The following is a 14,626-nucleotide window of genomic DNA, read 5'->3' as shown; positions in this document are numbered from 1 at the left end:
GTCCACGTGAGATCAGCGCCGCAAGGATGCGATAGAGGGTCGCCCTGGGGATGCCCGTCTGGTCCGCAAGACGCGCTTGGTCGAGGACGCCGGGCGATCTGCCGATCAGCTCGAGGATATCGCAAGCCTTCCCCAGAAGCGCCGTTCCGGCGACATTCTTAGGATGGATCAGCTCCGGCGACCACTCGACTTCGTGTTCAGACATGGCTCAATTTTAGTTTCACGAGATGAGACCATCCAGTCTGTCGCAGGCTTGGTGCGCCTCATCCCGTCGGGTTGCCCACATGGTGAGACCCGCAGGGCCAGATTCTGAGCCAATGAAGCGAGGGGTTATATGCTTGGTTTTAAAAGGGAATTTGTTTTGCAAGAAACGCCGCATTGATATAATTCCTTCTGCGAAATCTTGATATTGCAAGGTTTTGTATCAACCATGAGGAAGGAACCACAACGCCAGGGGGACAGGGCGATCTCGCTTCTTCAGAAGCGGGGCATGATGCGCCTTGCTGAATTTCTCCAAGAAGGGATCACGGCCGCAACCATTTCCCGAATGGAACAGAAGGGCACGCTCAATCAGCTCAGTCGCGGCCTTTACCAGCTACCCGACGCACTGCTCGACAGTAACCACTCTCTCGCAGTTGCTGCGAAACTCATTCCGAACGGCGTCATCTGTTACGACTCTGCGCTGGCCTTCCATGAGCTGACAGACCGCATCCCGCCCTATGTATGGATAGCGATCGGTCCGCGCGACTCGCGGCCCAAGATTGCGCGGCCTCGCATTCAAATCACGCGCTTTGGTCCCAAGGAGTTTGACAAGGGGATCAAACATTACACCATCGAAGGGATCTCGGTACTGATCTACACACCGGCCAAAACCATTGTCGATCTCTTCAAGAGCGCCCAACGTCAAAAAGCCTTCTACAACGCCCCCGCAGGCCTGGCGCACGTCACGCAAGCGATGAAAGACGCGCTCAGACTGCGCAAAGCGACACCCTCCGAAATCGCAAAATACGCCGCCGAAGCCGGCATATGGGAAAAAATCGTTCAGCCGCGCCTTGAGACGCTGACCTTGAATACGTAAGCCGCTGACGAATATCGGAGCGTTATAAGATTATTCTTATAATCTAGCGCACAGATAACAAGAGATATCTTATTGAACTAACGCGGCCTTCCTACCCCGGACCGATGATGTGAGAGCTGAACCATTCCACCGTCAATTGCGGATGTTCTTGCAATGCATCGCTGCTGGCTAGGGCCAACACGTTCGGCGCCGATTCGGCAAGATTGATCGCTTGCAGTGGCAGGGACGAGACCTAGGCTGGCCCGCAGACGATCTTGTCGTTGAATTACCGCTTCCACAGGCAAGCGCTCCGCCGGAATTTCGATCAAAAGCGAGCGTCAAGTCACGAGCTCGGGCTTCGTTCGCATGTTTCTCGACATTGTGTTGGGCCGTTTCCCAAGATCGACGATCCACATCGGCATGTAACCCTGGCGAAGGAAGATGATCTAAGCTCGTGCGCTCGCCGAGCATGCCGCCAAGGATGACGGCGGTGGCGGACCGAATCCGGGGTCCGCGTCCTGGTTGGTGGCATCTAGGGCTGCAGCTGCAAGGGCCGGCGGACACCGCCGCCCTCGTCCCGAAAGGCAAGCTCGCGCAGGCGCGGCAAAACAGGGTTGCGATTGTCGCTTCTCCAGATGGCATGCAACTCAGCAAAGATAGAGGGCCCAAGGCGGATTGGCCGAAACACGACATTGTCGAAGCAGGCATTGCGGGTCTCTCCGGGAACAATCGCAAGACCCAACCCCGTGCTGACCAGCGCGAGGATGGCTTGTGCCTGGCTCATCGACTGGACGACATTCGGTCGGATGCCGGCGGCTCCAAACGCCATGGTGAGCAGCGAGTTCATGTAGGAACCAGCGCTCGAATACATGATGAAGGGTTGCCCATCGAGCTGCTCGAGCTCGGGGCGGCGCCGCCCTGCGAGGGGGTGATCGAGTGGCAGTGCGAGCGCCAGTTCCTCGCGGAAGACGCATGCGCTTCTGACTGTCTCGGCCGTCTGCAAAGGGCGCACCAGGCCGAAATCGATTTGCCCCGATTTGAGAGCTTCGAGCTGCTCGCGCGAGGTCAGTTCGACAAAGCTTGCTTCGATGTGCGCTAGTTCGCTGCGCAGGCGCGAGGCAAGCCACGGCAAATACCCGTAAGTCGTTGCACCCACGAAGCCGATCGTAAGCGAACCACCAGCCAATGAGGCTGCCTGTCGCGCCGCCTTCACCGCATTCTCGCGCTGTTGAAGCAGCCCCCGCGCTTCAGCGAGAAAGGCCCGTCCAGCGCCGGTCAGCTCAACCGACCGGCTCGTTCGCTCAAGCAGCGTCACATCGAGCTGTTGCTCGAGCATCTGGATGTGCCGGCTGAGTGGCGGCTGCGTCATGTTGAGGCGCTTGGCCGCTCGCCCGAAATGAAGCTCGTCAGCAACCGCAACGAAGGCACGAATTTGTGCAAATTCGATCATTGATACCTTTAAGGTATTAGTTTGATCCAAAATTGAGTTTAGGCGTGAATTGATCCTGCGTCTAGGTTGCGCTCCGTGATCGGCGAGAGATCGATCCGAGAAAACCTCGACGGGAGGATCGCATGGCAGGGAGCAGAGTGGCGCGCTTCCAATTTCGTTTCGTCATCTTGGCACTCATCACGATGTTGCTGGCATTGAGCAGCGGCGATCGGGCGACGCTCTCGATCGCGGGGCCCAACATGTCCAAGACTCTTGGCATAAGCCCGGTCGAACTCGGCTGGATGTTTTCCGCATTCGCATGGGCCTACGTGCTGGCTCAGGTCCCCGCTGGCTGGATCACGGACAAGCTCGGCGCAAAGTTCAGCATCCTGGTCGGATTGGTCCTCTGGTCGGTCGTCACCTTCCTGATGAGCGGCGTGGGCTGGCTCGCCTATCCGTTTCTGGCCATGCTTGCCTTGCGATTCCTGCTTGGCGTGTTCGAGTCTCCAGTCGGGCCGGCTGCTGGGCGCATCATCGCTGCCTGGTTTACATCGAGCGAGCGCGGCATTGCCGGCGCGATCTTCAATAGCGCGCAATATGTCTCGCTCGTGATCTTCACGCCTTTGATGGGATATCTGGACCATCGATTCGGCTGGGAGCACATCTTCACCGTGATGGGCGTCCTTGGGCTCGCATTCTCCGCCCTCTGGTTCGTCGCCTACTATCCGCCTGCTCAACATCCAAAAGTCGCGCCAGCTGAACTCGATCACATTCGCTCTGGTGGCGGCCTTGTCGACCTCGGCGCAGCTCCTGTGCGCTCAGCCGAGCGCGTCGGTCCAAAATGGTCGGATCTCGCCGAAGTCTTCCGCAGCCGCATGCTCGTCGGCATATTCCTCGCGCAGTACGGCATCACATCCATCACCTGGTTCTTCGTCTCCTGGTTTCCGAGCTATCTCGTCAAGGCCCGCGGCTTCTCGGTGCTCGATGCAAGTTTAGTGGCGACCATCCCGGCCATCGCCGGCTTCGTTGGCGGCGTCGTGACCGGCTTCTTCTCAGATTGGCTTCTTCGCAGGACCGGATCGCTGAGTACCGCGAGGAAGACGCCAATTACGATTGGCCTGTTGATGACGATGCTGATCATCGGCTGCAATTACACGGACTCCACCACGTTGATCCTGGTCCTGATGAGCGCCGCCTTTTTCGGCAAGGGCTTTGGATCGCTAGGTTGGACCGTAGTGGCCGATACCGCACCAAAAGAAGTCATCGGGCTGACCGGCGGCGTGTTCAACGCCATCGGCAAAACCGCCGGCATCACGACCCCGGTTGCGATCGGCTACATCCTTGCCGCCACCGGCTCCTTCAATGGCGCGCTACTCTATGTCGGCCTCCATGGCCTGCTCGCCATTATCAGCTATTGGGTCATCGTGGGCCCGATCCAACGTGCCGTCATTCGGGAAAAGCCGGAGCTTCCTCGCCCTGCGCCAATTCCGGCCGAGTAGACGTCTGACCAAGACAGAAATTCAACCAAAGGAACGAGGACGAACAGATGAACTTCATTCAACACACCCCACGCATCATCGCCAATCCGCTCGCTGCGGGACTAGCGCCCGGCGAGGCCACGACCGATCGGATTGCGTGGGTCAAGCTCTCACTGGTTTTTCTTCCGCTTGCCGCCCCGATCAGCGACGCCAAGGTGCTTACCGGCCGCCAAAAGCCGCTCACCGAGATCGCGTTCCTGTTCGCGGAGATCGAAACGGAGCAGGGCCATAGTGGCATTGGCTACAGCTATTCGAAGCGCGCAGGAGGGCCCGGGCAGTTCGCTCATGCCAAGGAAATTGCCGGTGAACTCCTAGGAGAGGATCCCAATGACATCGCGCGCATCTGGGACAAGCTCGTCTGGGCCGGTGCTTCCGTCGGCCGTAGTGGACTATCAACCCAGGCGATCGCCGCCTTTGACATTGCGTTGTGGGATCTCAAGGCCAAGCGAGCGAAGCTGCCGCTGGCCAAATTGCTCGGCGCCCACCGGGATTCGGTTCGCTGCTATAATACATCCGGCGGCTATCTCTCCATGCCAATCGAGGAGGTTAAGGAGCGCGTCTCGATGGCGCTCGATAAGGGCATCGGCGCCATTAAGCTCAAAGTCGGTCAGCCCGACCCGATGGTCGACCTCGCCCGCATCGAAGCGGTGCGCAAGCATATTGGCGACGTGCCGCTAGCGATCGATGCCAATCAGCAATGGGACCGCACGACCGCGCTGCGGTTTGGCCGCATTGCCGAGCAGTTCAGCCTGACCTGGATCGAGGAGCCGCTGGATGCTTACGACTACGAAGGTCATGCCGCGCTCGCCAAGGAGCTTGCAACCCCGATTGCCACGGGTGAGATGCTAACAAGCGTCGATGAGCACTACGAGCTGATCCGGCACAATTCTGTCGACTTCATTCAGCCAGACGCTCCTCGCGTCGGGGGCATTACGCCCTTCCTGAAGATCCTCGCGCTTGCCGACCATAAGAAGCTGCAACTCGCTCCCCATTACTGCATGGAGATCCACCTTCATCTGACGGCGGCTTACGGCCGCGAGCCCTGGGTCGAGCACTTCGAGTGGTCGGAAGCCATGTTCAACGAGAAACTCGATGTCGTGAATGGACGCATGATTGTGCCGAACCGACCGGGCCTCGGCTTCAGCCTCTCGGAACAGGCTCGGACATGGACTCGCGCCACTCACGAAGCCGGAAAGCGGCCCTAATGAACAGAAGGCTGGTCCGGCCAACCCGGCCCAGCCTTTTTGGGATTGAGTAGACGTAGCAGCCCGTTACGAGGAGTAGAACGCATGAACCGCGCAGTGTCACTCAGCCGCCGTACGTTTGTGGGTCTCCTTGCCGCAACAGGGCTATCGCCACGAACAGTTGCTGCGCAGAACACAGCTCGTGCGGTCCTCTACGTCGCAGTCGGGTCCGAGTTGATCTCTTACGACCCCGACGACACGCAGCTGACGTTACGGAAAATTGACACCATTCGCCTGCCAGAGGCAGTTCAGTACGCTTGGAAACATCCATCAAAGCCGCTGCTCTACGTGGCTTTTAGCAACCGGTACACGTCCAAGGCTGACGACCGGCACGGCGTCGCGGTCTATGCGATCGAACAAGACACGGGCCGGCTGCAGCAATTTGGAGAACCGGTCTTTCTCAAGAACCGCCCGGTTAACCTCACGCTCGATCCGGCGGGGCGCTATCTATTTGTTGCTTACAACATGCCGTCAGCTCTGACCGTTCCATGCGCTCGGGGAGGACGGCTCCATCGAAGCTGAAATCAAGCAGTCCGGCTCAATCGATGCCGGCATCTATGCTCACCAAGTCCGTGTCTCACCGTCTGGCAAGCTCGTCGTGCTTCCGACACGCGGTAACGACCCGAGCGCCGGCAAGCCTGAAGATCCCGGAGCTTTGAAAGTTTTTCGATTTGAAGCGGGGCAGCTTTCGCATGAGACTTCGATCACCAAAGGAAACGGACTTGGCTTCGGCCCGCGGCACGTCGACTTTCATCCGGAAAACCCATGGATGTTCGTATCGATGGAACGCACCAACCAGCTGCTGGTCTATGGGACGAGCAACGAAGGCATCGATCCTAAGCCGCTGTTCGAAACATATACTGCTAAAAACCACGAAGCGAGGCTGCCGGACCAGTTCGTCGGCCCTATCCACGTGCACCCCAACGGCCGGTTCGTCTATCTTGCCAACCGCTCGGACGGAACGATCGATTTCGCGGGCCGGAAGGTCCATGGTGAGGGAGAGAATACGGTTGCGGTGTTTTCGATCGATCCTGCAAGCGGAGAGCCGACGCTCATCCAGACCGTTGATACCCAGACCTTCCACTGCAGGACATTCTCCATCCATCCGGCCGGACGGATGCTGGTCACAGCTGCGGTTGCGCCGCTCGCGGTTCGCGACGGTGACATGGTTCGGACCGTTCCGGCAGGCATGACGGTGTTCGGCGTCGCCAACGATGGTAAGCTGAACTTCGCTCGCAAATACGAGGTCGATGTCGGCAAGGATTGGATGTTCTGGTGCGGAATGGTTTCTCTCTGAGGAACAGGTCTGCGCGATGCGCCCGCGGGAGCTCTCGCACGAGCGGGCGCCTCATGTAGGCGAGCGAACTAGCTTTGCGTCCTCAAGCCGTCTGTTGCTTAGTCGGCGCAATCAGAACGGCCCGAATGTCATTAACATTTGTGAGCGTGGGACCTGTTCGAACGAGATCACCAATACGCTCGAAAAAGGTGTAACTATCGTGAGCCGTTAGAAACGCGCGGGCATCGAGCTGGCTCGCAGCGGCGCGAAGCAAGGTATCCGGCGTCACCAAAGCGCCGGCGGCATCCTCTGTTCCATCAATCCCGTCACTGTCCCCGGCAATGGCCCAAATGCCCGCCGCTCCATCAAGTGCCACCGCAAGTCCGAGCAAGAACTCGGTATTGCGACCACCACGACCTGCTCGGCCATGACCGATGCTGACTGTCGTCTCTCCTCCTGAAAGCAGAACGGCCGGCGCTTTTACAGGATGCCCGTGCTGAGCGACCGACCGGGCAATTCCGGCCATCATGGTGCCGAGCTCTCGCGCTTCCCCTTCGATTGCGTCCCCAAGTACAACAGCGCTCAATCCCTCGCGCCTGGCGAGCTGGGCTGCAGCATCAAGGGCCGTGAACGGCGCGGCGATAATACGGACATCTTCCTCAATGTCCCCAGGCTTCGCCGTATCTTGCCCGCCGTCTAGAACGGCTTGCGCAGAGTCGGGCAGCTTGATCCCAAAACGGCGAACGATCTCGCGCGCATTGGCCTTCGTGCTGGCATCCGGCAGTGTCGGGCCGGACGCAATCGCCGCCGGATCGTCTCCCGGAATGTCTGAGATCACGAGGGTGAGGAGGCGCGCAGGGCGCGCTGCTAGCGCCAACCGGCCGCCTTTGATCGCCGACAGGTGCTTGCGCACCACATTCATCTCCGCAATTGTCGCCCCGCTCGCGAGCAATGCCCGGTTTACCGCTTGCTTATCCGGGAGGGTCATCGGAGGGGCGGGAAGGGCCATCAGCGCCGACCCTCCACCGGACATCAACGCTAGGACCAGGTCATCCTTTGACAGGCCCCTGACAGCATCCAGCATCCGCCGCGCCGCAACCTCGCTCGAGTGATCCGGGACGGGGTGCGATGCCTCAAGGACTTCGATCCGGCCTGCCGGCACCGCGTGCCCATGTCGCGTTACGACGACTCCCGACAATTCGACGTCGGGCCAGGCCGCATCGAGCCCCGCGGCCATTGCCGCGGACGCCTTGCCGGCTCCAACCACAACACAGCGCCCGCTGGGCTTTGGGGGCAGATTCGCTGTGACGGCTATGCGCGGATCTGCGCTCGCGATTGCGGCATCAAAGAGATGCCGCAGCAAGGTGCGAGCCCGTGCGTCGGTCCACACAGCGGACATTGGGGGCGTCAAGCGTTTTCGGCTTGGATCGCGCTCACGACGGCATCCGTCACCTTGCGGGTGTTCGCCGATCCTCCAAGGTCTGGCGTATGCAGTTCGGGGTTGGCGGTGACGCGCTCGATCGCCTTCATGAGCCGCTGCGCGGCTGCATTCTCTCCCAGATGCTCAAGCATCATAACCGCCGACCAGAATGTGCCGACGGGATTGGCGATGCCCTTGCCTGTGATGTCGAAGGCGGAACCATGTATGGGCTCGAACATCGATGGGAACTTGCGCTCGGGATTGAGATTGGCGGTCGGCGCGATGCCAAGCGAGCCGGCAAGCGCAGCGGCAAGGTCGGACAGCACGTCGGCATGGAGATTGGTAGCCACGATGGTATCGAGGCTCTGCGGGCGCATGACCATGCGCATCGTCATGGCATCGACCAGCATCTTGTCCCACGTCACGTCGGAAAACTCGCGCGCGACTTCCGCTGCAATTTCATCCCACATGACCATCGCATGTCGCTGTGCGTTGGATTTCGTCACGACCGTCAACAACTTGCGGGGACGCGACCGTGCAAGGCCGAAGGCAAAGCGCATGATCCGTTCGACACCGGCGCGCGTAAACATAGCGACATCGGTTGCTGCCTCCAAAGGAGATCCCTGATGGACCCGCCCGCCGACACCCGCATACTCGCCTTCCGAATTTTCCCGGACGATGACCCAGTCGAGCTCCTTGTCCTTGACCGCACGCAAGGGCGAGGTGATGCCGGGAAGGATGCGGGTCGGACGCACGTTCGCATATTGATCGAACGGCTGACAGATTGCGAGCCGCAGGCCCCAAAGCGTGATGTGATCCGGAATTTCGGGGTGCCCGGCGGAGCCAAACAGGATTGCATCGTGATTGCGGATCAGATCGCGCCCATTTTCGGGCATCATGCGGCCATTCCGCTTATAATATTCTCCACCCCAATCAAAGTGGTCGAAGTGAAAGGCGAACGCCCCATTGCGCTTTGCCAGCGCTTTAAGGACTTCGACGCCGGCATCCACAACTTCGGAGCCGATTCCGTCGCCTGGGATTGCCGCAATCTTGTAGGTCTTCATGAGAGATATCCTTTCCTCGTTCGTGTGATTAATGCGCCACAGCGGCTTGGCTCCGGCCGATTGAACGCGAGAGCAGCAAGGTCAGCGCGGCTGACAACAACAAGAGTGCGCAAACGAAATAGAGCCCTCCCTCAAAGCTGCCAGTGAGATCCTTAATCCAGCCGATCATGGCGGGGCCGACGAAACCGCCGAGATTGCCGATAGAGTTGATTGTAGCAATGCCGCTCGCTGCGGCTGGACCCGCCAAGAACAGCGTGGGCATGCTCCAAAGCGGCGGCTTGGCGGCGCTTATCCCGACATTGACAAGAACCAGGGCCGCAACCACCGAGGCTACGCCAGTCGACATCCCTGCTAGGGCGAGCCCCGCTGATGCCACGAGGCAGGCGATCACGACGTGCCAGGTGCGCTCGTTGGTGCGGTCCGAGTGCCTCGACCACAAATACATGCCCACGACAGCGATCGTTGGCGGAATCGCATTAAGGGACCCGACGGCCATATTGGACAGACCGAAGCTCTTGATGATCTGCGGAGCCCACACGCCGAGTGTGTACAGGCCGGCAGACGTGCCGAAATACACCAGCGACAAAGCCAATACGCGTGGATCTGTCAGGCCCCGCCAGACGCTGTGGCTTGCGGAGGCCGCCTTGCCCGCCCGCTCAGCGTTCATAGTCTGGACCAGCCATTGCCGCTCGTCATCCCCGAGCCACTTCGCCTGTTCCGGTCGATCCGTCAGGAACCCGAGTACGACAAATCCGAGCAGCACAGCAGGTAGCGCCTCAACGAGAAAGAGCCATTGCCATCCCTTGAGGCCGAACAAGCCGTGCATCTCCAGAAGTGCCGCCGAGACAGGGGACCCGAGTACCGTCGACAGAGGTGCCGCCGCCATGAAAAGGGCGGTGATGGCGGCGCGCTGTCGCGCTGGAAACCAGTATGACAGATAGAGGATGATCCCCGGGAAGAACCCAGCTTCGGCCGCACCAAGCAAGAAGCGGAGAATGTAGAAGCTCGTCTGTCCCTGAACGAATGCCATTGCACCGGAGATCAGGCCCCAAGTGATCATGACTCGGGCAATCCACAGCCGGGCGCCGACTTTGTCCAAAATGATGTTGGAGGGAACCTCAAAGAGGAAATAGCCCCAGAAGAAGATGCCGGCTCCAAACCCGTATACCGATGACGAGAAGCCGAGATCCTTGTTCATCGTCAGTGCGGCAAAACCGATGTTCACTCGGTCGATGAACGCGACGAAATAGAGCAGCATCACAAACGGCACGATCCTGAAAGCCACTCGACGGATTGTGCGTGTCGGAAGATCATTCACCACCTTGGAGCCTCCTCATTTATTCGGCAGGCGCCCACCGGGCAACCATCCGCTTATGTGCGGTCAGCGTAGGAGGAGTGGACAGGACCACTCAATACGCTCCCGTTTGTACAAAAAAATGGTATAATGGGAGATTCGTCAAAGGACCTGCCCATGGAGCTGCATCAGCTGAGATGCTTCGTCGCGGCTGCCGAGCAGCTGCATTTCGGCCGCGCGGCACAACAGCTGCAGATGCTGCCTTCCGCCTTCGGCCGTCACATCAGGCTCCTCGAGGAGGATTTGGGCACGCGCTTGTTTGCTAGGACCACGCGCGCGGTCGCATTGACCGAGGATGGCGCGCTGCTCCTTCGCGAGGCTCGCGCCATTCTATCGAGGGTCGCGGCCGTGGAGACAAATTTGCGCAACCGGTCGCGTTCTGCCGGCGCCAGGCAGCTCAAGGTCGGCGCCATAGACAGTGCCGCAGCCGGGCTTATGCCGCCCTTATTGCGAGACTTTCGCGCAACATATCCCGATGTCTCCGTTCTTCTCCAGGAGGAAAAAACTGTCAGGCTGCTTCCCAAGCTCCTTTCGGGCGCGATTGATCTTGCCTTTGTTCGGCCTCCAGAGAAGATGGATCGCAGGCTCGAATGTGAACATCTGCTGATGGAAACTGCAGTGGTCGCGCTGCCCCAGAGGCACGCGCTCGCGCGCCGGAAATGGCTCGCGCTTGCGGACATTGCCGATCAGCCGATGATTGTTCCCGACCGACGCTCGCGACCCCACAGTCACGACTTGACTATGAAGCTGTTTGAGCAGGCCCGCCGGACACCCCGGATCGCCCAGCTCGCGGAGGAGAAACAGACAATCGTGAACATGGTCGCGGCCGGACTGGGTATCGCCGTCGTTCCGCGTTGGACGTCTCGTTTGGCGGTCGCGGGGGTTCGCTTTGTTCCACTCAAACTGAAACGCGTCGGGGCCGTCGGAAGGTTGCCGCTGGCTGCAGCCTGGTTGCGCGGTTCCCGCGACCCCCTTCGGGACGCTCTACTATCCATCCTCGCAAAGCGATTGGAGTCTTATGCGAAGGGTGCGTGATTGGCTTGCAGAAGACCCCCGGTGCGAAGTGAGGGCACAAAAGCAGGCTCACATCGTCTGCGTTCGAAGGCATCAGCGAAGATGAGGGGCTAGACCACGCCGTGGGTCAACGAGGAAAGGGCAGTGACGATTCATAAGCCCGCGAGTGATGTGGCGTTCTGCTAGCCTCCGATCGTGCGCTCCTCGCTCCGAGGGCAACGTCCATGGGAGAAACGGTCTTCCGCAACGCGGCACTCCAATAGCCCTCCCAAGTGCTTCGCGATAGCGTTGTCTGAAACAAGTTTGGCGATCCCGCGACGAGTATCGCGGTCGCTCAGGTCTTGTACAGATTGTAGAGGCTGGACTCGAAGCTCGCCTCTGCCACCCTGAACCAGGTAACGATGTCCTCGCGGAACTTGCGCCATTCACCGTAAATCTTGCGGAAGTCGGGGTTCTTTTCCGCCTCTTCGGCGTAGAGCGCGAAAGCTGCGCGATAGCCGCCCTCCATGATCTCGCGGGAGAACAGCCGGAGCTCGACGCCATTTGCGATCAACCGGCGCAGCGGCGCCATGTTGCTGGCATCGTAATGCGACAGCATGTCCCACGACGCTTCCGCGGCCGCCACTTCAAATGCGCGCTGGTAGTGCGGCGGCAGCGCCGACCAAGCCTTCGCGCCGACATAGAAAGCCAGTTGGCCCGTGCAATCCCACCAGCCCGGGTAATAGTAATATTTGGCGACTTTGTTGAAGCCGAGCTTCTCGTCATCGTAGGGGCCGACCCATTCGACCGCGTCAATCGTGCCTCTTTCTAGTGCAGCATAGGTGTCGCCGCCGGCAATGTTCTGAGGCACGACGCCGAGGCGTGCGACCACGTCGCCCGCAATGCCGGGGATGCGCATCTTGAGGCCCTTCAGATCATTGAGCGTACTGACCTCGCGGCGAAACCAGCCGCCCATCTGCACGCCCGTGCTGCCGCCCGGAAAGTTGACGACGCCATAGGCCTTGAAGAACTCCCTAAACAGTTCGAGCCCGCCGCCCCGATATATCCAGGACAGATGCTGGCGCGGCGTCATTCCGAACGGCAGCCCGGTGTCGATCGCGAACGCCTTGTTCTTTCCGCTGTAATAGATCGATGCTGTGTGTCCTATCTCGACCGTTTCGCTCTGCACGGCATCGAGCACCTGCAGGCCGGGCACGATTTCGCCGGGGCCAAACACCTGAATCTGGAAGCCGCCATCCGTCATCTCCGCGACGTTCCTTGCGAGCCGAACAGCGATGCCATGGATCGTGTCGAGGGTGTTGGGATAGCTGGACGCCAGTCGCCAGCGGACCGTGGCCGCCTGCGCCCGGACGACAGAAGGCATGGTCAGCGGCAGCAGACCGCCGGCAGCGGCTCCAACAATGGCTCGACGTGTCTTCATGGTTTCCATCCCGGTTGTTGATGCTTGTTGTATCGTTGGCAGGCGGGGGCGGACGCACGCGGCGTCCGCCCCCAAATCTAGAGCTTCCGTTCCATCACGGCATCGAAATTGGTGACGGGCGGAAAGGCTTCCTTGTCGATGACGACGTCGATCACGAACGGATCGGATGCCTTCATTGCGACCGCCACGGCTGCCGCAAATTCTTCGCGATTGGTCACGCGTGCGCCCCTTGCACCGAGCGCGATCCCGGCCGCCGCGAAGTCGACGTGTCCGAAATCGTTCGCTTCCGCAACCACATTTCCCTTCCAGCGATATTTTTGTTCGTGATATTCGAAGGCGAGCGCGCTGTTGTTCATGACGATGATCACGACCGGCAGCCTGTAGCGAACCGCCGTCTCGATATCAGCCAGGTGATAGCCGGCGCCGCCGTCGCCGGTGATGCATACCACCTTCTCCGATCGCGCGATCTGGACGCCGAGGGAGGCGGGGAGCGCCCAGCCGAGCGATCAGACTGCGCGGAAGAAGGCGTCGTAACGCAGCGTCGGGAACAGCACGCCGGTCCAGGCGGCCATGTAACCTGTGTCCGCGACCAGCGTGATCTCGCTGCCATAGCGGGAGAGCTCGTCGAGCACCGAAAGCGGGGAGAGGGCTGCGTTACCGGCTGCCGCATTGAGGTGCTCGCGGTGACCCGCAGTCCATCTGGCAGCGTCGCCGCGGCAGCGCTCCAGCCAAGCGGACGACGTCCGCAGGTTCTGCCCTTTCACGAGATCGAGCAGGTCGGTGAGAAAGACCTTGATGTCAGCGCGGACACCGAGGCGCGGCGCGTAGGTGTTGATGAGGGCGGCGGGGTCGTGGTCGATCTGGATCACGGTCGCCTTGCGGCTCGGCAAAGTGTAGCCGTTGGTTGCCAGTCCGCCCAATCTGGTCCCGAGGGCGAGGGCGCAATCGGCCTCTGCCACGAGCTTGTTGGCGCTCACCGAGGAATAGCGTCCGACGATGCCGCAGAAGTTCGGGTGTGACGTCAGAATGGCCGGCTTGCCGCCAGCCGTGGCGACGATCGGGATGCCCGCAAGGTCCGACAGCAGTGCCAGTTCGGCCCACGCTCCGGCGAGCCGCACGCCCTCGCCGACAAACAGAACCGGGCGCTCCGCGCGCTTGAGGAGGTCGAGGGCCGTAGCAAGCTCGATGCCGAGCGGGCGCACCTTGCTTCCGGCATTTGAGTAGGAACGTCCTAGCCGGTTCGCGGTTTGGGGGTCGCCGGGCAGCGCGAAGAAATTCTTCGTCGGTGTCGCCGCGATGTGAAGCGCCTGCGAGACGAGACTCCCCGTCATCTCAGGAGCGGCGACGGCTCCGTTCCACTTCGTGACGGGCTGGAAAATGACATGCTGGTCGAGGTCCTGATACTCGTTCATGTGCAGGGCTTGCGTCGCGGTCGCGCCTGTCAGCGCGAATACCGGCGATTGGGCCCAGACGGCATCTGCCAGCGCGGCCGCGACGTTGGCGGCGCCGGGCCCGGCCTGCCCATAGGCCGGCGCGACGCGGCCGCTCGCGCGGGCATAACCGTCCGCCATGTAGACCGCGCTGGCCTCGCTGCGTGCGACCACCATTCGAATTCCGGCATCGCGAAGCGCGATCCATAACGGCTGGTCGCCGCCGGTGAGGAGGAAGAAGTTCTCGACACCTGCATGCTTGAGCGCAGCGGCGATGTCGGCGGCCACGTTGTTCGTCATTCTAGTCCTCCCACGCGCGGGTTCGTCTAACCGCCAATAAATTATGTCATACCGTATTATCGTAATATGCGTTTTGTCAA

13 protein-coding genes and 1 pseudogene are annotated in these 14,626 nt (G+C 60.4%); 6 read left to right on the top strand and 8 right to left on the bottom strand.

Annotated features, from left to right (window positions below):
* Window positions 1-40: 40 nt before the first annotated feature.
* Window positions 41-205, bottom strand: a pseudogene (locus ML401_RS36980) (hypothetical protein); the annotation flags it as partial.
* Window positions 206-490: 285 nt separating this feature from the next.
* Here ML401_RS36980 and ML401_RS36975 point away from each other — a divergent pair.
* Window positions 491-1,078, top strand: coding sequence for a type IV toxin-antitoxin system AbiEi family antitoxin domain-containing protein (locus tag ML401_RS36975; RefSeq protein WP_285813357.1), 588 nt, complete (start codon window positions 491-493; stop codon window positions 1,076-1,078).
* A 511-nt stretch (window positions 1,079-1,589) separates the two neighbouring features.
* Here the strand turns inward: ML401_RS36975 and ML401_RS36970 are convergent.
* A complete protein-coding gene (locus ML401_RS36970; protein ID WP_285813356.1) occupies window positions 1,590-2,507 on the bottom strand; it encodes a LysR family transcriptional regulator in 918 nt (305 codons plus the stop codon).
* A gap of 182 nt (window positions 2,508-2,689) precedes the next feature.
* On the opposite strand from ML401_RS36970, the gene ML401_RS36965 reads away from it, so the two are divergent.
* From ML401_RS36965 to ML401_RS36950, 4 genes are all read left to right on the top strand, one after another.
* On the top strand, window positions 2,690-3,985 hold the full coding sequence (locus ML401_RS36965) for an MFS transporter (RefSeq protein ID WP_376717460.1): 1,296 nt from the start codon (window positions 2,690-2,692) through the stop codon (window positions 3,983-3,985).
* A 47-nt stretch (window positions 3,986-4,032) separates the two neighbouring features.
* Entirely contained in the window at window positions 4,033-5,229 is a 1,197-nt protein-coding gene (locus ML401_RS36960; RefSeq protein ID WP_285813354.1) for a mandelate racemase/muconate lactonizing enzyme family protein, read from the top strand.
* A gap of 84 nt (window positions 5,230-5,313) precedes the next feature.
* Window positions 5,314-5,790: a beta-propeller fold lactonase family protein gene (locus ML401_RS36955; RefSeq protein WP_285813353.1), complete on the top strand. Its 477-nt coding sequence runs from the start codon at window positions 5,314-5,316 to the stop codon at window positions 5,788-5,790.
* A gap of 76 nt (window positions 5,791-5,866) precedes the next feature.
* Window positions 5,867-6,565, top strand: a complete 699-nt coding sequence (locus tag ML401_RS36950) for a beta-propeller fold lactonase family protein (protein ID WP_285813352.1) — start codon at window positions 5,867-5,869, stop codon at window positions 6,563-6,565.
* An 82-nt stretch (window positions 6,566-6,647) separates the two neighbouring features.
* Here the strand turns inward: ML401_RS36950 and ML401_RS36945 are convergent, their stop codons facing one another.
* Genes ML401_RS36945 through ML401_RS36935 form a run of 3 tightly spaced genes read right to left on the bottom strand, consistent with a single transcriptional unit; the run spans window position 6,648 to window position 10,286 of the window.
* Complete coding sequence (locus ML401_RS36945) at window positions 6,648-7,943, bottom strand: glycerate kinase (RefSeq protein WP_285813351.1); 1,296 nt, start codon at window positions 7,941-7,943, stop codon at window positions 6,648-6,650.
* Window positions 7,944-7,951: 8 nt separating this feature from the next.
* Window positions 7,952-9,028 carry a tartrate dehydrogenase gene (locus ML401_RS36940; RefSeq protein WP_285813350.1) on the bottom strand — a complete coding sequence of 359 codons (1,077 nt, stop codon included), beginning with the start codon at window positions 9,026-9,028 and terminating at the stop codon, window positions 7,952-7,954.
* A gap of 28 nt (window positions 9,029-9,056) precedes the next feature.
* On the bottom strand, window positions 9,057-10,286 hold the full coding sequence (locus ML401_RS36935) for an MFS transporter (RefSeq protein WP_376717456.1): 1,230 nt from the start codon (window positions 10,284-10,286) through the stop codon (window positions 9,057-9,059).
* A gap of 213 nt (window positions 10,287-10,499) precedes the next feature.
* Between ML401_RS36935 and ML401_RS36930 the strand changes: the two genes are divergently transcribed.
* Complete coding sequence (locus ML401_RS36930; RefSeq protein ID WP_285813348.1) at window positions 10,500-11,417, top strand: LysR family transcriptional regulator; 918 nt, start codon at window positions 10,500-10,502, stop codon at window positions 11,415-11,417.
* A 313-nt stretch (window positions 11,418-11,730) separates the two neighbouring features.
* Here the strand turns inward: ML401_RS36930 and ML401_RS36925 are convergent, their stop codons facing one another.
* From ML401_RS36925 to ML401_RS36915, 3 genes are all read right to left on the bottom strand, one after another.
* Window positions 11,731-12,816 carry a TRAP transporter substrate-binding protein gene (locus ML401_RS36925; protein ID WP_285813347.1) on the bottom strand — a complete coding sequence of 362 codons (1,086 nt, stop codon included), beginning with the start codon at window positions 12,814-12,816 and terminating at the stop codon, window positions 11,731-11,733.
* A 77-nt stretch (window positions 12,817-12,893) separates the two neighbouring features.
* Window positions 12,894-13,265 (bottom strand): thiamine pyrophosphate-dependent enzyme, encoded by a 372-nt coding sequence (locus ML401_RS36920; protein ID WP_285813346.1) that lies wholly within the window; start codon window positions 13,263-13,265, stop codon window positions 12,894-12,896.
* Between the two features lie 57 nt (window positions 13,266-13,322).
* The gene (locus tag ML401_RS36915) at window positions 13,323-14,546 is read right to left on the bottom strand and encodes a thiamine pyrophosphate-binding protein (protein WP_285813345.1); all 1,224 of its coding nucleotides are present in this window, start codon (window positions 14,544-14,546) and stop codon (window positions 13,323-13,325) included.
* Window positions 14,547-14,626 lie beyond the last annotated feature (80 nt).

It is taken from the genome of Bradyrhizobium sp. 62B, assembly GCF_030272265.2.
In the GTDB taxonomy this organism is placed as follows: Bacteria; Pseudomonadota; Alphaproteobacteria; order Rhizobiales; family Xanthobacteraceae; genus Bradyrhizobium.
This window is presented reverse-complemented; position numbering and strand designations above follow the sequence as displayed.